We start from the raw sequence: 25,272 nt of genomic DNA on the forward strand, positions 1-25,272 counted from the left end.
TTGCACCCTCAATAAAATCGGGTGCCGAAACACCCGATAAATAACTACGTTAGTAGCTTCTTTAGTGGCTTGATTCTTATTTAGAATTTTTTAGATTTTGCCAACTAAATCCAGTGATGGAGCTAAAGTTGCATCACCTTCTTTCCATTTTGCTGGGCAAACTTCACCTGGGTGGCTAGCAACATATTGAGCTGCTTTTACTTTACGTAACAGGTCAGCTGCATCACGACCAATACCTTCAGCAGTAATTTCGATTGCTTGGATGATACCTTGTGGGTCAACAACGAAAGTACCACGATCTGCTAGACCTTCCGCTTCACGCATATTTTCAAAGTTACGAGTTAATGCGCCAGTTGGGTCACCGATCATGCCGTATTTGATTTTACCGATAGTTTCTGAGCTGCTATGCCATGCTTTATGAGTAAAATGAGTGTCAGTAGAAACAGAGTAAATTTCTACACCCATTTTTTGGAATTCTTCATAATGATCAGCTAAGTCACCTAATTCTGTTGGACAAACAAAGGTAAAGTCAGCTGGATAGAAGAAGAAAATGCTCCATTTGCCTTCGACGTCCTTTTCAGTCACTTCTACGAATTGACCGTCTTTAAATGCCATGTTTTTGAATGGTTTGATTGGGGTATTAATTAAAGACATTGTATTTCCTCCTGTTTGGTATGAATCTAATGTACCTATTCCAATTGAGAATATCTAATACATTCCTACTATCATATCAATAGGTTTTACCTAATGAGTTTAATAAATTGATAGAGATAGATTAACGAAATGTAGCGACTAACGCAAATGACTAAAAAAAATACAAAAAAACACGATTTAATGACAAAAAAAGCTAATTATTGCTATTTTTAGCAGTAAAAATATAAAATTAACTCTATAAAAAGTAACAATTATTTTTTCAATTTAGCGCTTTTTATCACATATATACAGATCAAATCTCTTTGGCGGTTTTTAAAATAGTATAAGTGCATTTAAAAGCGGCCTGCTGGATCCGATAAATATCTTGTTTATCGGTGGTAGATTGCACAACTGCATCACCAGCTTGAAAACGTTGTAGCTCTCCCCAAGGCGCTTCCATTGCAAACTCAGCGGTTTGTTTTGGAACAATAAAATAATTCATTTCAATCCCTTTAGGGATAAAAACTTGATAGCCTTGCCTTATCGGTGTGATGCTTTTCGCTTTGTCTGCATCAGCCAGATTATAGCGCTGAGCAAATTTATCTTTTCTGACCAGAATTTCTTCATTACCTGTTGCTGGACAAATATTTTGTACAACCCAATCACCGGCTTTGGCTGGCTCCGAAATAGTTTCAACCCCTTCACCTTTTATGTAAGTGGTGATCACTTCTCCTTCTTTTGCAGGTCTGGCTAAAACGGGTTTGGTTTTAATTGCCACACCAGTGATGGCCATTTTCTCCGCTTGAGCAAAATAAGAAATGCGATCTTTTTGAGGTAAATGAGTGAGTGATTCAGCCACAGAAAATCTAGGTAGCAAGGCAGAGGCGAGAAATAATATTGCTATGCTATTTTTATAATGTTTGTAAGGCATATAGGTACTGTTTATCTTATCTGTCATCTTATTTATCTTATCTATCATCTTATTCATATAGATGCATGGGTAGCATTTTGGTTTTACCATATATCAATGGTATCTCGAATATTATGACAAATTAAAAAATAACAGTATCAATAAAATCAGCAAATAATGAACTAAGAATAAAAAAGCGAGGAGTCTCACAACTTATAATAAAAAACTAATAAAAAACCACTGAAATAGTTATAAAGTGCCTCATTAGTAGTGAGAACTATTTGAAAAAACAGTGCGTTGAAAAAAATGATGACATGATAAAAGAAATATGCGAGGCAGCATGCTCAAAACGACAGAAGCTATAGCATATGGATAGCCTCTGTCTAGCATTATCATAGTCTACCTGTTTTTCGTAACGCTCGTCGAAAATAGGATACTGGCATTTTAGGACAAATTTGCTCTTTGACGGCTGGATTATTTTCTAGCTCTTCTTTTTCAATATCATTATTTTTGCTTCTGTTCCGTAATGGTGTTTCTGTTTTATTCATCTTCCCTTACCTCAGAGATCAATGCCTCATTAATGGCTTCTATTTTTTCGACTGCTTCATTAAGTATAAAAGCAATGCGTTGCGCTTTTTCTACAGAAAGTTGTTTCAATACTAACTTATGACGTAATACCGCTTTTAATTTTCCTACCGCAAATTCGATTTCCTCAGAAACTCCCCCTGCGTTTTGTGATAAATCACGTGCATAAGCCAGCTTATTTTGAATATTTTTTTCTGTTTCTTGGTTTTCTGCTAAAAATGCTGAACCTTCTGGCGTAATACTATAATTTTTACGGCCTTTTTCAGCGATATTAGCAACAACTAAATCTTGCTCTTCTAATAGTGTCAGTGTTGGATATATAACCCCTGGACTTGGTACATATAGTCCTGAAGATGCTTCGTCTATTCCTCGAATAATTTCATACCCATGGCTAGGTTTTGCCGCGATCATACTCAACAGAAGAACACGTAAATCACCATGGTCAAACATACGTTTTAATTGACGACCTTGGCCTCTTCCTTTTCCTTTACCGGCACCACAACCTCGGCCATGTCGTTTACCATGCTCTTGCTGTTTTTCACCGTGACAACAGCCATGATCGGCATGACCATTATGCTCATGACTTTGCTCACCATGTTGGCAACATTCGCCATGACGTTCTTGGTGATGGCCCCTTTCACCATGACAACAATGTTCATTATTGCCATTGTGGTGTTGTCCTCTGTGTTTACCTTTACCACCACAACGTCCGATGCCATGACCACCATTATCGGTGTGTTGTTGATAAAGCGAATGTAACGCTTGGATCATCATAATATTCCCTCATTGTTTAGATATATCGAAATCATTGATGACCAATATAATCCGATATATCTAAATGATCAAGTTTTAGATATATCTATTTACTTTTATCTATCATAAGGAATAGTAACAATATGATTTATCTATAGTTACATTCTATCATTCACGCCTAATTATGAATGATTCTCATTCTCGAGCTTGATTTTATGTGCTATTTATAACGAAAATAAGGAGCTAGACAAACGAAACAAGCAAAGGAAGGAGTAACTTTAGTGACAGCGTCACTTTTATAAGGGTAAAATAAAAAAGTTAGCAACCTTTTCCTTGCTAACTTTTACTATGTTAAATAATAAATAGAACAAAATAGCTATTTTAATGCAGATAGGACAACTTTTTTAATATAGTCGCACCCTGCTTTAATATGCTCTTCACCCCATTTGTCAGTGTTTTTTATCGTTAATTGTAAAAGACTTAAGTGGTTAATTTGCTTCCATTCATCTTTGCCTAAATGACATTGTTGACAAAACTGAGCAGGTATATCATCGCTATTACGAGCACACAGCACTAATAGGTTGAGATCTTGCTTATATTGGCTCTTTATTTCTAAATTTTTATAAATAGCATTATTTAGCTGATTTTGTATTTTTAAACATTGGTTGCCTTTAATTGCAATGGCAAAAGTAAGTTTATTAAAATCTGAAACTGGCAAAATATGAATAGCATAAGAGATACCCGATTTTTCAAATTCGTTCTCTTGTTTTAATTGTTGTTCCAGTTTTACTCTAGCTTCCCATTGATTTTGAGCGCATTGCCCATACCCAAAATTATTAAAAGCATATAGCTGATGGATCCCCCACATTGATGCAACTGCAGGTGCTGATTGGATCCCATCAATTTCATCGGGAATATTCCCCTCTTCTGGGCATAGTTTTGGCGGGTTAGCGAGAAAACGGCTTAATCGAGCATCTTTTATACAAACAATCCCCGTAGGATAAGGAGAAAATCCCGCTTGAAATGGCTCAAAAGAAACAGAATCAGCTCTTGATAGCTGAGTAAAACTATCATAAATATCTGAGGTTAACTCAAGTAAAGGTGCTTCTTGCTTAAGTTTATCGCACAATATGTTATAAGGGATGATGCTATTATTTTCGTCAAGAAACAGGCTTTTCATATAGCCTAATTGGGATGCATCAATGTGAATATAGAATGAGTTGTTATGTTGTTTTTCACACTCTTCACGTAATTCGAAAAGAGGCTTAAGTTTGTCAATGCTACCGTATGTCGATGAGCCTAACACGCCAATAATACCGAGTATCGGCTCTCCCTGCTCTATTAAGCGAAGCACAATATGACGCGTTTTAGCTATATCTGTTTTAAACTCTTCATCTATTGGTAAGGCAATGAGATTATCATAACCTAACCCCAAGATATCCATCGCCTTCTTCCAAAATTCGAAGCGGTATATCGGTACTAGTAATTTACCTAAATGCATCGTTCTTGTCATGCCGGTGCCACGACAAGTTAAATGGCTGACATCATCAAAAATATCTCGTTCATATAGCTGTTCACTGATGGATAAAATATCAGTGATAGACATATTAAATAACTCAAATGCTTTTTTATCTGCAACCAGATCTCTTGATTTGGGATGACGTGCAATCGCCATCGGCAGTGTTTTTAAATTTCTCAAAGCCCACAAAATTTCATAACAAGCAAAAACATGACTGGTGGTAATATGCCCAAATGCTTTATCTGGTTCAAAACCGATTAGTTTACACAAATCATGCGTTATTTTTTGCTCTTGCTGTTTTTGTATGGGTGAATGTTTGTTAAAAACATTATCAGCATTATAGGCCAGTGCAGAAAGGTAGCCTAATTTCGCCAATCGCATGACGGGAGAGTTGTAATGTGAGAAATAAGGCTCAATCTCAGGTTTATTATTCATTAGCTGCTGGTTTAAATTATTTAAAATATCACCATAGGATCCCTTCACAGCTTTATTTTCAATGGTATTGCTTTTTATTTTGTTCTCTAATCTCTCATTAGTATTTATCTGTGAGTTATTTGGACTAGAATAAAAGGACTCACTATCCATCAACATCTTTACCATCTCTCGATGATAACATGTTAGGGTATCCACGGTTCGGGTATCAAACACACGCTCTGCAGCACTCAGACAGATTTCTTTGTGATTTGCCATCATCGCACCTATATATAAATTTTTGTTATCAATTTTAATCAGAATTGAGTTTATTTTACGTAAATAATTAGTCTCTTTTTAAATGATATACTACATGATGAGTAAGAATCTTCTTTATTTTATTGATATCAGATAAGATTTTCCAAGTTCGTTCTAAAGTTTTAACTTTTTCATGATAAATGATTTAGTTTTATTAATTAGTTTATAAATTTCATTATCAATTTTGATTTATGCTATTTTTCAAAACTTATTATAATATTTTTACCATAGTCGATACTTAAATCTGTTTTATTTTAAATAAGTGATTTTTTATCTTAGATATGATGAATTATTAAGTGAGGTTTATTTTTATAATGACGCAAAAAACACAGGATCATATTAAAGCTTCTTAAATTTTTTATAGAGAATAAAAAAACACATAATATCTTTATTATGTGTTTTTTCAGAATAATCGTGATTGAGAATGAGAATGCTTTTATAACTTATAATAAATAAAATAAATTTATTTTCGCTCTACACAAGTGATTTATTCATATCAATCTCAAGCACTACTTTACCAATTAAGTCACCAGACTCCATTAATTGATGTGCTTTGGCAACTTCTTGTAAAGAAAAGACCGCATTAATAATAGGCTTAATTTGACCTTTGATAATCAACGGCCATACTTGTTGTTTTAATTCTTGTGCTATATGCGTTTTTTCTTCTGGCGTTCTAGAACGCATGGTAGAACCTGTATGAATTAATCGCTTAAGCATCAGTGGCATCATATTTAAGTTTTTAGGGGCCCCTTTCATCATGCCAACTTGGATCACTCTGCCAAATTTCGCCGCAACTTGATAATTTTTTTCCACATAATCGCCGCCGATAATATCAAGTATGACATCAACGCCTTTGCCTTGAGTTAATACAGGAATTTCTGTAGCAAAATCTTTCTCACGGTAATTAATAACATGATTAGCCCCTAATTTTTGGGCAACTTCGGCTTTTTCTTTTGAACCTACCGTTGTGTAAATTTCACAACCAAGATTGTGTGCTAACATAATCGCCATAGAGCCAATCCCAGAAGTGCCCCCATGGATCAAAACCGATTCCCCTGCTTTTAACTGACCGAGTTGAAATAGATTTGCCCAAACAGTAAATAAATTTTCAGGTAATGCTGCCGCTTCAATATCGCTTAATCCTTGCGACGGTAAAGCGATATCTTCATGGACTAAGCAATATTCAGCATAACCGCCACCAGCAACTAAAGCACAAACACGATCACCTATTGCCCATTTTGTACAATGTTCACCTAATTTCACCACTTCACCAGCAATCTCTAATCCTAATATAGGAGATGCATCGGCTGGCGGTGGATAACTACCTTGACGTTGAAAAATATCAGGGCGATTAACACCCGCTACATTAACTTTTACCAACATATAATGAGGGGGCAATGACGGTAATGGGCTATTTTCTAATTGCAGCTTATCAACGCCACCGGGTTCAGTAATAACCACTTGCGTCATAAAAGCAGGTAAGTCATTATTTTTTATCATGATGTCACCTTACTTAGAAATGAATGAGATCTTTATCAACAATCACTATCGCATAAAAATAGTCATTTTATTTAAGTAATGATGTTATTGAGATAAATTTATTTTTGCATAGAACAAATTATAAACACTGTTATAGCCATCCCTGTTTTTGATGCTGAGTACAAATCGGACATAAGGTGGCATTAGGCTCCCAAGCAAAAAAAGCAAGGCGGCATTTATCACATTGTGCATCATAATAATGGTAATGTGTCGGTGTGCTATTTTTAGCAATTTGTTCTACGACTTTTATTGATTTTGGAAAACAGACAACTTGGCAGTTCATACAACCGGTGCAACGTTTTTCATCAATGATAAAGCGATTATCTTCGATTGTGATTGCACCTTCATCACACACCTTGGCACATGCAGAACAAAGAATACAACTTTCTTTATCTAATTGAATATGGAACCAGCTATCTTGCGGATAAAGCTGTTTCCTTGCATTTAATCCTGTTTTTACGTGACCTTTATTAAGTGGCTTTTCATCTAATTTTTGTCGAAATAGCATAAAGCGACGACCACTATCGACCGGTTCAGGCTCCACTAAAACTAATTGCCAAATAGGCTCTTGTAAGGTTTTTAATTGCAAATTAAGTTGTGCGAGTATCGGCAGCCACTTATCAACCAAGGGTTCCGCTATTTTCATACCGCGTATTTGATATTGTCGATGCCAAACCAAAAGCTCTTCAATACTGGCCAGTGGTTCATCATGATTAATGACTAATAGATTATCTTGAAAGCTACGTTCATGGGGGGAGATATTTTCTATAGCGTCAACAGGGCAAGTAAATAGACAATTACCGCATTGGAAACAACGCTCATTATCTATTTCAACGTTCAAAAGACTAAAAGTGATAGCATCCACAGGACAGACTTTTGAACAGCTATCACAAAGGCTTTGTTTGAGGCGTTTCCTAACACATTTATCATTAATGATAGGTTCAGGAGGAAGATCTACCCTAATAAAACGCCTCATACTTCATGACTCCATTACTATTACTTAACAATAAAAAATGCAAATCGGTTAAGTATTTCAGCAATTAACAGGACAATACCGCTACCCCAAATTAGAGATAACCCAGAAGTAAATACAGCTATACGATATTTATACAGGCTATATCCCATCATTAATATACTGATAATAGACAATATCCATGCAGATATTCTTAATCCGAAAGTCTCATTATACGCAATTATAGGGGTATGAGGAAAAGTAATTGCATCATTGGTTAATTGTATTTCTGACATCCATGATAAATAAAGTGGTTGCTCTGCCATACGGATAGTCACGGCAAGAAAAATACCAACCAAAGCACTTAATACTATTTTTTTAGCAAGTTCGCCATCAGCAAAGGCTTTAACCCTTATTGAAGTGATTAATAACGTGATCACCGCTCCCGCAGAAAAAACAGAACCGATAAACATAAAATAGGTATTAACATGCATCCAAGTTATCATCGATGTGCTGTAATAAAGCGAAGCCATACAGAAAATATCCACTAACCCCAGTAAACCGATAATGGCTAAGAGGGTTTTATTCATATGACCTTTTATTAGTACTAGCAAGGTATATAAACATAGTGCGCCCAGGTAAAGAGCAGCAAAGATAATCTCACGGCTTAGCCATGATGATGATATATGGCGTAAGGCATGAAACGCATTCCACGGATATCCCATATGCAGTGTTGAGGCTAATAATCCTAAGCATCCCAATATAGCACTTGTCAGTAATACGGGGCGCAAAGTGCGTGTTGCTCGTTGATTACCTATTTCTTTCTCTAACCAACAAAAATAGAGGGCAGTAAAAATAGTAACACCAACAGAACTTTGTACTAACAAAGTAAAGGTAACTAATGGCCATTCACTCATGCTTGGTTCCCTCCTTTTTTAATTGCACCAGTATGTGGTTTGATGACCAAATTAGGGTGAGTGATTGTAAAATCAGGTAACCCTTGAACTTGGCTTAAATGGCCATATTTAGCGCGTAGATCTTTAATTTTTCCAAACTTAATCGCATTTAATGGACATGTATCAACACAAATAGGATTTTTACCTTCTGCTAATAAATCTACGCAGAAATCACATTTCGACATTTGTCCTGTTTCAGTATTCATTTGTGGTGCACCATAAGGACATGACCATGAGCAATAACCACACCCAACACATTTGCTGGTATCAACACGGACAATGCCATCTCCGGGGCGTTTATGCATTGCTGTTGTTGGGCAGTTTTTTACACATATAGGATCGTCACAGTGATTACATGAAATCGTTAATGTGTATGCAAAGACATTATTTTCAAATGCACCTTGCCCATTAGGTGCAAATCCCCCGCCCTGTATTTCATAAATACGGCGAAAACGGCGCCCAACCTCTAAATTATTTTTATCTTTACATGCAACTTGGCATGCTTTACAACCTGAGCAACGAGAAGAATCAATAAAAAAACCAAGCTGTTCATCGCTAACAGGCGCATATTGTTTGAATTCACTCATGCTTTGGTTACCTCAACTAAAACGGTTAAATGTGAATTACCATGGGCTAATGGTGTCATACGTGTTGATGTCAAAACGTTAGGACACCCACCATGATCAACACCGTCTTTATCAGGAGACCACCAAGCCCCCGCCTGTAAACCAACCACACCAGGAATAATTCGCTCGGTAACTAAAGCGGGTATTTGGGTGATCCCTCTGTCGTTATAGATACGCACCATATCGCCATTTTTGATGCCTCTATTTTGTGCATCAATAGGGTTTATCCACATTTCTTGGCGTTGTACTTCTTGTAACCAAGGGTTAGCATATTGCGTTGAATTGGCTCTATTTTTTCCTTTCCAAGTTAACATTTGTAGTGGATATTTCTCGGTCAATTTATCTTCTGGACCTTCAATTGCAGGAACATAATGAGATAATGCAGGAATATCGACATTATTCATGTCATAGAGACGTTTAGAGAAAATTTCAATTTTTCCTGATGGAGTTGGGAAAGGATGATTTTCTGGATCACGAATATTTTCTTCAAATGCAACAAAAGGTGCATCTTTGAAAAGATAGCGGCGAGTCTTGAGTAATTCATCAAAAGTTGGGAAATCAGGTCTATCTTTAAAGCGTTCTTTGTTAGTATTAACGAGATAAGCTATCCACTCTTTTTCTGTTCGTCCTTCGGTAAAAGCCTCTTTGACTCCCATTTTCTCAGCAACATCGCTGATCCATTCATAATCAGAACGTCTTTCAAAAGCAGGTTCAACGACTTTTTCTGACAGTAAGAAATAGTTGCCCGTTCCCCAAGTATTACCGATATTCCAACGCTCTAAAAAGCTCGTTTCTGGTAAAACTAAGTCTGCGTATTTGGCTGACGGCGACATATATAGATCACTAACAACAATAAACTCTACTTTAGATTCATCTTCAAGTAACTTAGCTGCCGCATTAACATCAGGGTTTTGATTGACAAGATAGTTACCCGCTAAAGAAAAGATCATTTTGATATTACTATCAAGTTTGTCGACGCCAATAAGGCCGTCTTCTGGCGTCACTTTGCTCGCATCCTCAACAGCTTGCATCCAATTCATAATGGATATTTGTGCAGTTACCGGATTTTTGCCAATATTGGGACCACGAATAGATTGACGGTTACCAATTCCGCCATATCCAGCCGCCCAAGCCCCTTTTTTACCCACATTCCCAGTAATTGCTGCTAATAACGTTGAACCACGGGCGGTACGTTCACCACAAATATGACGTTGTGGCCCCCAACCTTGAATTAAGGCCGCGGGTTTTGTCATCGCATATTCACGTGCTAATTGACGGATAGTATTGGCTGGGACTCGTGTGATTTTTGTCGCCCATTCAGGGGTTTTCGCTATACCGTCTTTTTTCCCTAACAAATAAGCCATTAATGATTCGTTAGCTGGCACCCCTTCTGGCATATGATCTTCATCAAAACCTACCACATATTTATCGATAAACGCTTTATCATGTAAATTTTCGGTCACAATGACATACATCATTGCATCCATCAGTGCATTATCTGTGGTAGGAAGTAATGGGATCCATTGATCAGCTAAAGATTGAGCTGTATCTGAATAACGAGGATCGACAACAATAAATTTGGTCCCATTATTTTTCATTTTTTGAAAATAGTGATTGGTGTGACCAAAAATGGTTTCGTTGGGATTATGTCCCCACAAAATAACTAAAGGCGTATCCGCTAAAGTATCAAGAGAACTTCCTGTTTTAGATACGCCATAAGTATAAGGTGTTACTTTAGCGGTATTCCCTAAGCTCACTGAATGATAATAAGGAAGATATCCTCCTGTGAGATTAAAGAGTTTTTTCATCATAGTATCACCAGAGAAGATCCCCCCAGTGACAGCGGTATTTACCGTAAGAAAACGGCTTGCTGCACCATGCTGTTGAGTTAATCGTGTTACATTATCAGCAATTAAAGAGGTTGCTTCATCCCAAGAGATACGCTCAAATTTGCCTTCACCGCGCTTACCCACACGTTTCATGGGATATTTAAGTCTATCCGCATGATAAGTGAATTTACGATAACCTCTACCTCTTACGCAGGCCCTCATTATCGGCATTTGTTCATCTAAATCAGCATCTGGTCTTGTGGTAATACGGGTAACAATCCCCTCTTTAACATGAGCTCGGATATCACATTTACCACCACAGTCAAAGGTGCTACATGTTGCGACGACAGTAGCAGGTTTCTCATCAATGTTGGCAATAGGTAGGCTTTTATCAAGATTGGCCTGTGCATTTTGTGCGAAAAAAGGCATACTCACTAATGCTGCACTGGCTTGTACAAAATGACGACGCGTTAATGGCATCCCCTCTTGATTAGCAAGCCTTTTTTCTTGTTTTTTTATAGACATATCATTCTCACATAACTATTTTTATTAATGAAAATGATAAAAGATAGTGGATAACCCTTATTGATACATATCAATACCACTTAATAGGTAAGCGAATGTTTCAAAACTCCATTCGTCTTTGTATGGGATCTGCCATTTTATAAGGAAAAGCTAATTCAAGTTAGCATTAAGTTGTATCAAAAATACATTTAGCTAACTTTACTTAGGTAGTGTTAACAGATGATTAATTTCTGTTGGCAAAACGAAAAGTTAAGAAAATAAAGTGAATAAGATGTTAATCCTTGAATAAAATTTCTTGAGTTCCCTCCTAATTTTTAGTTTTACCAAAGATAATTTAGCAAATACCCTATGACTTCCTTAAAAAATCGAATAATATACCAACCGTGTATAGGGTTAGCGCAAATTATTCTAAATAAGTCACCAAACAAAACACGGGCTTAATCAATCTATATCGTTTTTTACATTCAGAATTATTTCTATGCGTACCATTATTCCCCTTACCAATTACAGCAATGTGTGTTAAAATTGACACATATCAATATTTTTATTTGTAATGAGCAAGCTTATGATCCCAGAAAAACGCGTCGTTCGCCGAATCCAATCTGGCGGTTGTGCAATCCATTGTCAAGATTGCAGTATTAGCCAGCTCTGCATCCCGTTTACTTTAAACGAGCATGAGCTTGATCAACTGGATAATATTATCGAGCGTAAAAAACCTATCCAGAAAGGTCAAACCTTGTTTAAAGCCGGTGATGAGCTGAAGTCACTTTATGCCATTCGTTCAGGAACTATTAAAAGTTATACGATCACTGAAGAAGGCGACGAACAGATCACAGGTTTTCATCTTGCAGGTGACTTGGTTGGATTTGATGCCATTATCAACACCGAACACCCAAGCTTTGCACAAGCTCTTGAAACATCAATGGTTTGTGAAATACCATTTGAAACACTAGATGATTTATCAGGCAAAATGCCTAATTTACGTCAACAGATGATGCGTCTAATGAGTGGCGAAATCAAAGGTGACCAAGAGATGATCTTACTGCTATCAAAGAAAAATGCAGAAGAACGTTTAGCCGCCTTTATTTATAACCTCTCTCGCCGCTTTGCGCAGCGCGGTTTTTCACCTCGTGAGTTCCGTTTAACCATGACCCGTGGTGATATTGGTAATTACTTAGGCCTGACAGTAGAAACCATTAGCCGACTATTAGGTCGTTTCCAGAAAAGTGGTATGTTAAGTGTAAAAGGTAAATATATCACTATTGAAGATAGTGAAATGTTAAGTGAACTCGCAGGCAAACTGCCTTCCTCAACAGAAGCTTAATCTTTTACATTACATCACCTATTTTTATAACGGGGCACACAAATTTGTGTCCCGTTTTCTATTTTGTGCTATTGCATTTTAGCTTCTTGGGTTATCTTTAAAAATGTAGATGGATAAATCCAGCCCTAAAGAGGATATAGCAATGGAAAAATATCAAAACCTTCTCGTTGTCATTGATCCTAACCAAGATGACCAACCAGCACTACGTCGTGCTGTTTATATCGTTCAGCGTAATGGTGGGCGGATAAAAGCTTTTCTACCTGTTTATGATCTCTCATATGACATGACCACCCTTTTATCTCCCGATGAACGTAATGCGATGCGCAAAGGCGTGATTAATCAAAAAACCGCTTGGATAAAACAGCAAGCTCGCTATTATCTTGAAGCCGGCATTCAAATCGACATAAAAGTGATTTGGCATAACCGACCGTATGAAGCCATTATTGAAGAAGTGATCACCGATAAGCATGACTTACTGATTAAAATGGCTCATCAACATGATAAGTTAGGCTCCTTAATTTTTACTCCTCTAGATTGGCAATTGTTAAGAAAATGCCCTGCTCCTGTATGGATGGTAAAAGATAAAGAGTGGCCAGAATACGGCACTATTGTTGTCGCCGCTAATCTGTCCAATGAAGAGTCATATCATGATGCATTAAATTTAAAGTTAATTGAATTAACTAACGATTTATCTCACCGTATACAAAAAGATCCAGACGTTCATTTACTCAGTGCCTACCCTGTTGCACCCATTAATATTGCAATTGAGTTACCTGACTTTGATCCTAATCTTTATAACAATGCTTTGCGTGGACAACACCTTATAGCGATGAAAGAGCTTCGCCAGAAATTCTCTATTCCTGAGGAAAAAACACATGTCAAAGAAGGATTGCCTGAGCAAGTTATCCCTCAAGTATGCGAAGAGCTAAACGCGGGTATTGTCGTATTAGGTATTTTAGGGAGAACCGGACTTTCTGCCGCTTTCTTAGGCAATACAGCAGAACAGCTGATCGACCATATAAAATGTGATTTACTCGCTATCAAACCTGATGGCTTTACCTGTCCTATCACTGTCGATTCAGATAACGAATAACGCTTTTAATACTGTATAGCAAAACGCCCGCTATCGCTTAAATAGTCGGGCGTTTTTTATTAAAGATTATTTGCTAAACAGATCACAAGGCTTTTAAAATCGCATCGACACTGGCTTTAGCATCACCAAATAACATTTGGGTATTTTCTTTAAAGAATAATGGATTTTGTACCCCCGCATAGCCGGTATTCATAGAGCGTTTAAACACGATCACGTTCTGAGCTTTCCATACTTCTAATACCGGCATACCTGCTATTGGACTATTAGGATCGTCTTGTGCGGCTGGGTTAACAGTATCATTTGCACCAATAACTAAAACGGTATCTGTATCAGCAAAATCATCATTGATTTCATCCATTTCTAAGACAATATCGTAAGGTACTTTCGCTTCTGCTAACAATACATTCATATGCCCCGGTAGACGACCCGCAACTGGGTGAATACCAAAACGTACTTTTATACCACGCTGACGAAGCTTTTCTGTTATATCATGTACTGGGTATTGTGCTTGTGCCACTGCTAAGCCATAACCCGGCGTAATAATCACTGAAGTTGAGTTTTTCAATAGTTCAGCAACTTCTTCTGCGGTTGTTTCACGATATTCCCCTATCTCTCCTTCGTCACTGGAGCTGCTACCATCTGTACCAAAACCACCGGCAATCACGCTAATAAATGAGCGGTTCATTGCTTTACACATGATATAAGAAAGAATAGCGCCCGATGAACCCACTAATGCCCCTGTCACAATTAACAAATCGTTGCTTAACATAAAACCAGCAGCGGCGGCGGCCCAACCCGAATAAGAGTTCAACATTGACACAACAACAGGCATATCCGCACCACCAATGGAGGCAACTAAATGCCAACCAAATGCTAATGCAATGACTGTCATCACAATCATTAAAAAGACTTGTAAACCAACACTGTCAGTTTTGACAAACCAGATCATTAATAAAAATGAAATAACTAAAGCCGCTAAATTAAGTTTATGGCGATTAGGCAACATCATAGGTTTGGATGACATTTTGCCACTTAGTTTGCCATAAGCGACAATGGAGCCGGTAAAAGTAACCGCACCGATAAAGATACCTAAAAAGACTTCTGTGAGATGGATGTTGGCCATTACAGGATCAATGGCAGGATTGTGATCTAGATAACTATTAAAACCAACCAGAACCGCGGCTAAACCCACAAAACTATGCAAAATAGCCACCAACTCTGGCATTTGCGTCATTTCAACTTTTTTGGCTAAACGGATACCAATAACGGCACCAATAACCATAGCAACAATGATCCAACCTACATTATCAGCATAAGGCCCAAAGATAGTCGCAAATAACGCGATAGCCATCCCTGCAATACCAAAGTAATTCCCCTGTTTTGAGGTTTCATGTTTGGATAACCCTGCAAGGCTAAAAATAAATAATATTGCGGCGACAATATATGCCGCTGTAACAACACCGCTGGACATAATTGTCTCCCTTATCCTTTACGGAACATTTTCAACATACGTTGAGTGACGGTAAATCCACCAAAAATATTAATACTGGCAATTAAAATAGCGATAAATGAGAAAAAGCTTACCCAACCACCACTACCAATTTGTAGTAATGCACCAACGACAATGATACCTGAAATGGCATTTGTCACCGACATTAATGGGGTGTGCAATGAATGGCTGACATTCCAAACAACGTAATAACCAACAACACAAGAAAGTGCGAAGACAGTAAAGTGTGATAAGAACTCTTTTGGCGCAACATTAGCCAACCATGCGAATAGTAAAAAGGCAATAGCCAATAAACCATATTTTTTCCACGGAGAAATAGGTTTTGCAACGGGTTTTTCTTGGGGTTTTGCAGCAGGAGCTGCTTTAGGTTGCACCGAAACTTGAATAGGAGGCGCCGGCCATGTCACTTCCCCTGCTTTAATAACGGTAACACCGCGAATAACCACATCATCAAAATCAATATTGATATTACCATCTTTTTCTTTACAGAGTAATTTCAATAGGTTAACTAAGTTAGTACCATAAAGTTGAGATGATTGAGCCGGTAACCGGGCGGCTAAATCAGTATAACCAATAATTTTTACACCATGTTCAGTGGTAAAAATCTCACCAGGAACGGTATATTCACAGTTACCACCATTTTGGGCTGCCAAATCGACCACCACACTGCCTGGTTTCATTGAATCAACCATCTCTTTAGTGATTAAACGTGGTGCAGGTTTTCCTGGAATTAGTGCTGTTGTAATAATGATATCAACATCTTTGGCTTGCTCTGCAAATAATGCCATTTCTGCATCAATAAATGCTTTTGACATCACTTTAGCATAGCCATCACCACTCCCCGCTTCTTCTTTGAAATCAAGCTCTAGGAACTCAGCGCCCATACTTTGCACTTGCTCTTTAACTTCAGGCCGAGTGTCAAATGCACGAACAACAGCGCCTAAACTACCTGCGGCCCCAATAGCGGCAAGCCCAGCGACACCCGCACCAATTACCATCACTTTGGCTGGTGGTACTTTACCTGCAGCAGTAATTTGCCCAGTAAAGAAACGGCCAAATTCATGAGCGGCTTCAACTACGGCACGATAGCCGGCAATATTCGCCATTGAACTTAATGCATCTAAAGATTGTGCACGGGAGATACGCGGTACACTATCCATAGCCATTACATTAATCTCTTTTTCAGCTAATTTTTCTAGCAATGGTGCATTTTGTGCGGGCCAGATAAAACTAATTAAAGTCGAGCCTTTTTTGAGTAAAGCAATTTCATCTTCTAGGGGGGCATTAACTTTTAAGATAATGTCGGATTGCCAAATATTTTGACAATCTAAGATCTCAGCCCCTGCTTGTTGATAAGCGTCATTATCGAAACTAGAAGCAATGCCAGCTTCATTTTCTATCGCGACTGTAAATCCTAATTTCAAGAGTTGTGTGACTGTAGCAGGTGTTGCTGCAACTCTTGTTTCGTTAGAAAGTCGCTCTTTGGGTATACCAATTCGCATAATTTTCCCTTCTTATCCATCCGAAAACTGTTAAAATTTCATGGCTAATTTCATTAATATGCAAAAAAATTGTTAAGCATTATCATTCACATGCCATTTATTGGGGTACTAATAACCTACTGAAAATAAAACCAATAATCTAGATCTGTGTAAAGCTAAAATTGAACTTAATGCGATCATTTTAGTCGAAAAGGCATATTAATGAATTATTCACTATATTTAAGTAAATATCTGGTAACATATACTGGTCATTTGACCCAGTGGCTATTCACTAAATAAAATAATGCGACAAACGCTATTATTACATGTAATAATTGCACTCTATGTGATAGATCACTATGTTCAGCACATGACCAATATTAATTGCGCAAGGCGGAAGGATTTTGTATGAAGCTGAAAACCTCAGTCATCGCAGCAGCGGTGTTATCTTTAACTAATATTACTGTTGCGCAGGCTGCACAGGAACTGTCTCCAGAACAAGCGGCAGAGCTAAAACCATTTGAAAGAATTACAGTCATCGGTCGTTTTAATGCGATTTATGAAGCAGCTGACGCAGTATCTCGTCGTGCTGATAAAATCGGTGCTGATAGTTTTTACATTCAAGGTCTAGATGATATCAGTGATAGTGGCAACATGAGTGTGACTGCCGATCTGTATCGAAAAGATGCACCAAAAGCAACTGAAGAAGAATACCGCGTATTTCATGGTGTAAAAGAATTACCAAAACCTGAAGCTATTTTGCTACAGCCTTTTGATACCGTTACTATTCATGGTTACTATCCAACAACACCTGATATTAATAACGAAATCGGAAAAGAAGCAGCAAAAAAAGGCGCAGCATCATTCTTTATTGTCCGTAATATCTCGGTAAATGATGGTGGTAACCAAGAAGTTACTGCTTATATCTATAAAAAAGATGCCCCTAAAAGAGCCATACAGTCTTCAGAAGCCGTGGTTCCTTATGACTCTGATGCGGGTCGAGCGCTTATTGCCGAAGGTGGAAGTGCAGCCAATAAAGTTGAAAAACCAGGACTTGCGTCAAATAGTGACTTTGATAGAAATGTAGGTGTATTTTCTGAAACACAATCATCAGGTAAAAGCGGACGTTACACTGTCACCTTACCTGATGGCACTGAAATTCAAGAGGTTAATAAAGCAGCGGCTGCATTAATGGAACCTTTTGATACCATTACTTTCAGTGGTTATTTTGTAAACTCTCCGGAAGTTTCTTATCAAGTTGCTAAACGTGCAGCAGAGAAAGGTGCAAAATACTACCATATTACTCGTGAATGGCAGAGTAATGGTGGTACGGTAACAATCACCGCTGATTTATTTAAATAATCTGTTGTTACTTTTTCTTTTAAAAACCTTGCTCTATGCAAGGTTTTTTTATACTTGTCCAAATAACCTCACTCAATTTCTTATCCTTATGCATAAAATTTATGATTTTATGCATAGACAACCAAGTCAACTCTCCGTAAAATCTCGCTGTTTTTTAGTGGTTTTATCTTTGTCTTAAATTAACAGATTCATATTTATGCTAATTATTAAACCAAAAACAAGAAAATACGCTATTTATTCACAATTTTAATCATGCAGGAACTTATCTTTGAATAAAAAACTTGGTTTAATGTCACTAACAGCGTTAGTGCTAAGCTCAATGGTTGGTGCAGGTGTATTCAGTTTACCTCAGAATATGGCTGAGGTTGCAAGCCCTGCGGCACTGATTATCGGTTGGATAATAACAGGGGTTGGCATCCTTTTTCTCGCCCTATCATTGTTATTGCTTTCTCGCTTAAGACCTGATCTTGATGGCGGTATTTTTACCTATGCAAAAGAAGGATTTGGTGAATTTATTGGCTTTTGTTCTGCTTGGGGCTATTGGGTCTGTGCGGTAGTTGCCAATGTCTCTTATTTAGTCATCGTTTTCGCTGCTGTGAGTTTTTTTACCGACAGCCCTAATAATATTATTTTTGGTGATGGTAATACATGGCAGGCATTGTTGGGTGAATCAATCTTGCTTTGGGTTGTACACTTTTTAGTTCTACGAGGTGTACAAACAGCCGCTAGTATCAATTTAATGGCCACGATGGCAAAACTAATACCATTGGGGTTATTTATTATTGTTGCCCTACTTGCCTTTAATATGGATATTTTTACCCTTGATTTCGAAGGGATAAAAATGGGCGTGCCCGTTTGGGAACAAGTAAAAAATACCATGTTAATTACTTTATGGGTATTTATTGGTATTGAAGGTGCGGTTGTCGTATCTGCAAGAGCAAAAAATAGAAGAGATGTTGGTTTAGCAACAATATTTGCGGTTGTGATCGCGCTGATTATTTATATTCTCGTTACCCTATTATCTCAAGGATTAGTTAGCCAACCAGAGCTTGCTATGATGAAAAACCCATCTATGGCACCTTTACTGGTTCAACTAATTGGAAATATAGGTGAGATAGTTATTGCCGCCGGCCTTATTCTATCGGTATGTGGCGCTTATTTAAGCTGGACAATTATGGCTGCTGAAGTCCCTTATATTGCCGCATTACACCACTCTTTTCCTAAACAACTGAGTAAACAAAATCACAATGATGCGCCTTCCTCTTCCTTGTGGTTTACTAATTTAGCTGTTCAATTATCACTAGTATTAATTTGGCTTACTGGTAGTAATTACAATACCCTACTGACCATCGCGTCAGAAATGATCCTCGTTCCTTATTTCCTGGTTGGTGCTTTCTTATTTAAAGTTGCCATAGAACGCAGTAGCCGAGGATTATTACTGATAGCAATACCTGCAAGCCTCTATGGTTTATGGTTACTTTATGCATCAGGTGTAATTAATTTATTACTTTCCGTCGTTCTCTATGCACCCGGTATATTAATATTTTTATATTCACGAAAACAATATAAAGATAAGCAGTCATTAAATATTAGTGAAAAAATACTACTGATGATGGTATTAATTGGCGCAATTCCTGCTTGTGGCTATTTAATATTTAATTAAGATCTATATTCCCCCTTGAGAAAGAAGCAAGGGGGCATCTCTTGCCCTTCACTCCCCTTTTTTTCTACCCAAGCTTCTCTTGTTCATTTCCTTAAGCTTTGTAATTAGAAATTGAATAACGCCATGTTTTGATTACTTAGCAAGTAAATATTATTGATGATGGTTAGGTGCATTATATTAGAGAAATAAATTGTATGTTGTAACTAATAATTTTATTATTTGACCACAATTTACCCATATAATTTTTATATAAAATTCATTTTTTATATGATGTTTTTTAAAAATCCAGTGAATAACACAATAAAATATATTATTTTTAGTTAACACTACCACAGAAAATATAATATACAGATAAATAAACTGGTTTTCTAACAAAAAGCAGATAAATACACTTTATTTACTTTTTGTTAGAAAACTATATTATCCACTCCGTCGCAACAAATAGGATAAACCTATTGCGTTATCAAATTATTTATTAAAGGAAAAACTATGAAAATAAAAAATCATATCAGATTACTATCTGCATTATTAGTTATCTCTTCTAGCATGAATGTATTAGCCAATAATAGTAAAACAGCAGAAAAGAAAAATAGCAATATCATTGGTTTTAGTGGAACAGTAATATCAACATCCTGCAATATAGATAGCCCTATTTCTCCTATCACTTTGCCTACAATTAATAAATCGGAAATAGTCTTAGATAAAGATTGGACCAATGCCAAAAGCAGTACAGGTAGTAATTTTGAAATTAAACTATTAGATTGTGGCAATAATAATGCAACATTAACATTTAACGGTACTGATTTAGCGGGTGAAAATAAAATTATGAAGAATAAAAGCATCACAAATAATAGTGCTAAAGGAGTAGGAATTTTCATTCGTAGTGATGAAGGTAATAAAAATATTATTCATTTAAATGGTAACCAAGCAATAACTAAGAGAATTGAAAATAAAACAGCAACTTATAAATTCCATGCCAATTACGCGAGTTATCTTCCAAATCCAACATCAGGAACTGTCAATACATCAGTAAATTTTACCGTTAAATATTCTTAATTAAAAAAAACACAGGATTATTTTATTATGAAGTATAATGTTTATATTTTATTTATCATAATTCTGTGTTCTACTTTTTTTACACAAGCAAATGTAATTTATAGTGGAACACGGTTTATCTATAATGAAGACGATAATGATATTATTATTAATATAAAAAATAAAAACTCCGCTACTGATTATTTAATACAAAGCTGGATCACAAAGGATGAAAATGATAAAAATACACCTTTTATGATTACCCCACCTTTATTTAAATTAAATAAAGAACAATCTGCAATTTTGCGAATTGCCAAAATCACATCAATAGCTCAAACAGATCGTGAAAGTCTTTTTTATATAAATAGCAAAGCGATCCCTATCGCTGAATCAAAACATAATAGTATTCATATATCAATTAAGTCAGTGTTTAAATTATTTTACCGACCACATAGCTTAACAGAAACAGTTGAAGAAGCGACAAAAAAAATTATTTTTTCTATAAATAATAAAAAAGAAATGATAATAAAAAACAACTCTGAATACCACTTCACTATTATAAATATTTTTTCTAATGGGGAAAAAAAAGAGATCTCAGTCATGCTATCCCCTTTTAGTGAAATTAATATAGGAAAAAATCATTTTGGTACAGCTAAAGTAGGCTGGAGCTATATAAATGATTTTGGTAATGAAGTTAATATCAACATAAAAAATAGCGAATAGTATTAATTATGATAAAGTTATCTCCTATTTCTTTACTCTTATTATTTACGCCCTATGTATATGCAAATGCACTTTACTTACAAGCAATTGAAAACCACAATGGAAATATTGATTTTTCACTCTTGCTTAATGAAAATTTTCTCGAAGGAACCTATAACATAACAATTTATATAAATAACAATAAAAAACAAAATACTGAGATATCATTTAAAAACAAAAACAAAAACAATAACTTAACTCCAATAATAACTCTATTTGATTTAAAACGATGGGGAATAAACACCAATTATTACGAGCCTTTAAAAAATAAGTTAGACAACGATATCGTTGACTATGATTTATTAAAAAAATTATTTAATATAAAATTAGAAATTAACAAACAGTCGATTTACTTTAAAGTACCATTAATTGCGATAGAAAAAAACACTTCATATTCCAAAGAAAAATTGGATGATGGTGATAATGCTGCTTTCATTAAATACAACTATCAAGGCCATTATTATAAACAAAATAGTTTAAATGGACAACACATACATAATCTACAGCTATATAATGGAATTAATTTATTTGCATGGCGTTATCGTCAAGATCTAAATTATAATAATAATAATTCTTTTTCTATAAACCAGCAATATATATATAGGACACTTAGAAATATTAATTCCATTTTAACTATGGGTGATTTCTATGCTTATTCTCCTAACTTAAACACTTATAAAATACTAGGCGTGCAAATCAATAGTGATAATGCAATGAAAGATGGCGCCCTAGTAGGTTATGCACCCATTATAAGTGAAACCGCCTATACCTATGCAGAAGTTAGTATTGAGCAAAATGGAGAAACACTATATAGCACATCTGTACCACCTGGGCCATTTACTCTTAATAACCTTCCCTCTTTAGGTACAAATGGTGAACTCGTGTTAATTATAAAAGAAGAAAATGGCGAAGTACGAAAGAAGAAAATCTGGAATTATTCTTCACAGTATTTATTAAGAAAGAACCAATGGAATTATTACTATACTATAGGTTTAGTAAACAATCCTCAAAAAAGACAGTTTCCTTCTAATAAGAAAAAAGAACTATTAACTCAATTGAATTTAAGCTATGGAGTGAGCAATTATTTAACGACAATGATAGGAGCTGAAAAAAAAGGAGATGATATTAAAGCACTTATTGGAAATACCCTAGGATTAAATATTCTAGGTATAGTCTCATTAGAAAACGCTTGGATAAGAGAAAAATATCATCAACAATATCAGTCCAATAAGATTAATTACCAAAAAGTATTTTCTATGGAAAATACAACTATTTCATTAAACTCATCATTCTACTTTAGATTTAAAGAGAATTATACTGTAAATAAAGAATATAAGAAATATGATTTAGGATTTCACTTTTCACAATCATTAAATAATAATATTGCTTTAACGTTGGGGTATAATATTGCAACCTATTATCACTCAAAAGAAAAAAGCCAACGACTTTTTATTAATACTAGTTCAAATTATAAAAAACTTTCCTATTCATTAGAGCTAGAGAATAGCAAAGATCAGTACAGCAATAATAATCAATTATCAATTTTTTTAAATTATCCTATTGGTCAAGATCTCTCTCATTGGGCAACAGCAAGGATCAATTATGATAATAGAGAAAAATATTTTCATGAGAATATTTCATTTAGTGGAAATACATTAGAAAATAACCGGTTAAATTATAACTTTGATTTTTCTAAAAATAATAAAGAACACTTAGATTCATCAATGAAAATTAATTATTTAAGTAGGATAGCCAAACTAAATATAAACTCTCGATTTAATAAAAATAGTTATTCTTTAGGCTATGGACTCAATGGTGGCATTGTGTTTCATAATGGAGGAATAACTTTAGCCCAAGATCTAAATGATAGTTTTGCTATCCTAAATTTTGCAGGTGCTAAGAAAGTAAAAATAATAGGAAAGCCAACAATAGAATCAGACCGAAGAGGTTATTTAATCATTCCTAACTTAACTAGTTATCATAACAATAAGTTCCACATTGATGCAAAATCATTAGATTATAATTATAATATTGATAATTATAGCTATCATTTAATTCCTACTAAAGGAGCTATTATTGCAAAAAATATTAAGATAACTAAAGGAGAAAGTGCTTTATTTACATTTCACCAAAACATTCCTTTTGGTGCAACAGCCTATGTGAAAAATTCTGATGGCACCCTATCCGATATATCCTATGTAAATGAAGATAATAAATTATATATTTCTAATTTACCCATCTTAGGAAAGATTTTTGTAAAATGGGGAAGTTCCAACAAACAACAGTGCTCATTTAACTATCAATTAAATGATAATGAAAAACAAAATAGAATTTATTTTAAAACTGTAAATTGCATTAAAGAGGAATAATATATAAAAATGAAATACATTATTATTTTAATTTATTTACTCTCATTTCATTGTTATTCTGATGAACCATATAAAAGCTTTAGTAACAATTGCGTTTATGACGATATAACAGACAATGGGTTTATTCCAGTACATACTATTAGATTTAAAGCTAGTGATATTGATTTAGGTGTCGATATTGGCCAACCTATCGCAGAAATGAGTTTTACTGATGCCGCTCTATCTACGTCAATTCTTCATTGTAAAAAGGAAGTTGATCTAAAATTAATCATTAACGCAAGGCATTATAAAGATGATATTTTCAAAACAAATATTCCAGGAGTTGGCTTTAAGATATCAGTTAATAAAACACCTTTTAACTTTGTAGGCAATGAGTTTAATGTAACACCTGAATATGCAAATGTCTGTAACGCTCAAAATAGAAAAGAAGGATATAAAAATATATATTGTACTGATAGTTGGCCAAGACTATATATTCAATTAATAAAAATAGGCGAAATCGTTCTAGAACCTCTGAGCGACATATTTGTTATGGATGATTTTCTTGTTTATACATTAGATAATAAAAAATTTACTTATAATAATTTGATTATTGAGAAGCCCCAGAATAAAGTTTGCGAACTTAATATTGACCAACCTAATATTGAATTAGCGCCTGTAGAAAAAAACAGTTTAAGTGATTCAATACCCGCTAATGAAACACATTTTTCTATTGGTGTTATTTGTAACCAAGATACATTAGTTTCATTAAAGCTTGATGCACCTGCTATTTATAAAAGTAGAAATACTAATTTATTAACACTTCTTAATAATGGCACCCCTTCTGGGGTAGGTTTATCAATTAAATATAATGATAATAAATATTATTTAGGTAATGTTATTTATAATAGCGTTCATAGAACACCTTCGACTGAATATACTTTCCCTTTCTCAGTAGGGTATGTGAAGATGAGTGAAAATATATTGCCCGGTAAGGTAACATCACAGATTAATGTAAACTTAGAGTATAAATAATTTATGTCCCCTATGAAAAAACATGTAACTCCTATTATCATGTTATTAATATTACTACCTGTGTTTTCTGTAAATGCTTATTATATCTATGAAACTAGCTGTG

Annotated in this window: 20 protein-coding genes; 8 read left to right on the forward strand and 12 right to left on the reverse strand. The window is 35.4% G+C overall.

All coding sequences use genetic code 11. From position 1 onward, the window contains the following. Positions 1-90: 90 nt before the first annotated feature. The 10 genes from ahpC to AACV01_RS03025 form a co-directional block, all read right to left on the reverse strand. Positions 91-654: an alkyl hydroperoxide reductase subunit C gene (gene ahpC / locus AACV01_RS02980; RefSeq protein ID WP_004242845.1), complete on the reverse strand. Its 564-nt coding sequence runs from the start codon at positions 652-654 to the stop codon at positions 91-93. Positions 655-946: 292 nt separating this feature from the next. Further along, on the reverse strand, positions 947-1,654 hold the full coding sequence (locus AACV01_RS02985) for a hypothetical protein (RefSeq protein WP_041701119.1): 708 nt from the start codon (positions 1,652-1,654) through the stop codon (positions 947-949). A 281-nt stretch (positions 1,655-1,935) separates the two neighbouring features. Beyond that, positions 1,936-2,091 (reverse strand): hypothetical protein, encoded by a 156-nt coding sequence (locus tag AACV01_RS02990; RefSeq protein WP_004242841.1) that lies wholly within the window; start codon positions 2,089-2,091, stop codon positions 1,936-1,938. Then, positions 2,084-2,902, reverse strand: a complete 819-nt coding sequence (locus AACV01_RS02995; RefSeq protein ID WP_103429219.1) for a PadR family transcriptional regulator — start codon at positions 2,900-2,902, stop codon at positions 2,084-2,086. The genes AACV01_RS02990 and AACV01_RS02995 overlap by 8 nt, the downstream gene beginning before the upstream one ends. Positions 2,903-3,257: 355 nt before the next feature. Continuing rightward, positions 3,258-5,090 (reverse strand): swarming inhibition tyrosine decarboxylase DisA, encoded by a 1,833-nt coding sequence (gene disA, locus AACV01_RS03000; protein ID WP_161682390.1) that lies wholly within the window; start codon positions 5,088-5,090, stop codon positions 3,258-3,260. A 513-nt stretch (positions 5,091-5,603) separates the two neighbouring features. Continuing rightward, positions 5,604-6,629: an NAD(P)H-quinone oxidoreductase gene (locus tag AACV01_RS03005; RefSeq protein WP_060554651.1), complete on the reverse strand. Its 1,026-nt coding sequence runs from the start codon at positions 6,627-6,629 to the stop codon at positions 5,604-5,606. A gap of 130 nt (positions 6,630-6,759) precedes the next feature. Continuing rightward, on the reverse strand, positions 6,760-7,644 hold the full coding sequence (locus AACV01_RS03010; RefSeq protein WP_004242836.1) for a 4Fe-4S binding protein: 885 nt from the start codon (positions 7,642-7,644) through the stop codon (positions 6,760-6,762). Positions 7,645-7,664: 20 nt separating this feature from the next. Continuing rightward, the gene (locus AACV01_RS03015) at positions 7,665-8,537 is read right to left on the reverse strand and encodes a dimethyl sulfoxide reductase anchor subunit family protein (RefSeq protein WP_004248022.1); all 873 of its coding nucleotides are present in this window, start codon (positions 8,535-8,537) and stop codon (positions 7,665-7,667) included. After that, entirely contained in the window at positions 8,534-9,163 is a 630-nt protein-coding gene (locus AACV01_RS03020; protein WP_004242832.1) for a DMSO/selenate family reductase complex B subunit, read from the reverse strand. Before AACV01_RS03020 ends, AACV01_RS03015 begins: the two co-directional genes overlap by 4 nt. Beyond that, positions 9,160-11,556, reverse strand: a complete 2,397-nt coding sequence (locus AACV01_RS03025) for a DMSO/selenate family reductase complex A subunit (RefSeq protein ID WP_036918287.1) — start codon at positions 11,554-11,556, stop codon at positions 9,160-9,162. The genes AACV01_RS03020 and AACV01_RS03025 overlap by 4 nt, the downstream gene beginning before the upstream one ends. A 565-nt stretch (positions 11,557-12,121) precedes the next feature. Here AACV01_RS03025 and AACV01_RS03030 point away from each other — a divergent pair. Beyond that, positions 12,122-12,880, forward strand: coding sequence for an FNR family transcription factor (locus AACV01_RS03030; RefSeq protein WP_004248018.1), 759 nt, complete (start codon positions 12,122-12,124; stop codon positions 12,878-12,880). A 142-nt stretch (positions 12,881-13,022) separates the two neighbouring features. Continuing rightward, positions 13,023-13,973, forward strand: coding sequence for a universal stress protein UspE (gene uspE / locus AACV01_RS03035; RefSeq protein ID WP_004248016.1), 951 nt, complete (start codon positions 13,023-13,025; stop codon positions 13,971-13,973). 82 nt (positions 13,974-14,055) lie between these two features. Here the strand turns inward: uspE and pntB are convergent, their stop codons facing one another. Together pntB and pntA are read right to left on the reverse strand one after the other, a co-directional pair. Next, positions 14,056-15,444 (reverse strand): Re/Si-specific NAD(P)(+) transhydrogenase subunit beta, encoded by a 1,389-nt coding sequence (gene pntB / locus AACV01_RS03040; protein ID WP_049197115.1) that lies wholly within the window; start codon positions 15,442-15,444, stop codon positions 14,056-14,058. A gap of 11 nt (positions 15,445-15,455) precedes the next feature. Further along, entirely contained in the window at positions 15,456-16,985 is a 1,530-nt protein-coding gene (gene pntA, locus AACV01_RS03045; RefSeq protein ID WP_049203301.1) for a Re/Si-specific NAD(P)(+) transhydrogenase subunit alpha, read from the reverse strand. A gap of 387 nt (positions 16,986-17,372) precedes the next feature. On the opposite strand from pntA, the gene ydgH reads away from it, so the two are divergent. The 6 genes from ydgH to AACV01_RS03075 all read left to right on the forward strand — a co-directional run bounded on the left by ydgH (position 17,373) and on the right by AACV01_RS03075 (position 25,169). Further along, positions 17,373-18,326, forward strand: coding sequence for a DUF1471 family protein YdgH (gene ydgH, locus AACV01_RS03050; RefSeq protein WP_020945613.1), 954 nt, complete (start codon positions 17,373-17,375; stop codon positions 18,324-18,326). 268 nt (positions 18,327-18,594) lie between these two features. After that, complete coding sequence (locus tag AACV01_RS03055) at positions 18,595-19,989, forward strand: amino acid permease (protein WP_020945612.1); 1,395 nt, start codon at positions 18,595-18,597, stop codon at positions 19,987-19,989. 489 nt (positions 19,990-20,478) lie between these two features. Beyond that, a complete protein-coding gene (locus AACV01_RS03060; protein WP_161682392.1) occupies positions 20,479-21,045 on the forward strand; it encodes a fimbrial protein in 567 nt (188 codons plus the stop codon). Between the two features lie 27 nt (positions 21,046-21,072). Beyond that, positions 21,073-21,747, forward strand: a complete 675-nt coding sequence (locus tag AACV01_RS03065; RefSeq protein WP_161682394.1) for a fimbrial biogenesis chaperone — start codon at positions 21,073-21,075, stop codon at positions 21,745-21,747. A gap of 8 nt (positions 21,748-21,755) precedes the next feature. Next, positions 21,756-24,155 carry a fimbria/pilus outer membrane usher protein gene (locus AACV01_RS03070; RefSeq protein ID WP_161682396.1) on the forward strand — a complete coding sequence of 800 codons (2,400 nt, stop codon included), beginning with the start codon at positions 21,756-21,758 and terminating at the stop codon, positions 24,153-24,155. Positions 24,156-24,164: 9 nt separating this feature from the next. Next, positions 24,165-25,169, forward strand: a complete 1,005-nt coding sequence (locus tag AACV01_RS03075) for a fimbrial protein (protein WP_161682398.1) — start codon at positions 24,165-24,167, stop codon at positions 25,167-25,169. Positions 25,170-25,272: the final 103 nt, after the last annotated feature.

The organism is Proteus sp. G2609 (assembly GCF_963896135.1).
Lineage (GTDB): Bacteria > Pseudomonadota > Gammaproteobacteria > Enterobacterales > Enterobacteriaceae > Proteus > Proteus mirabilis.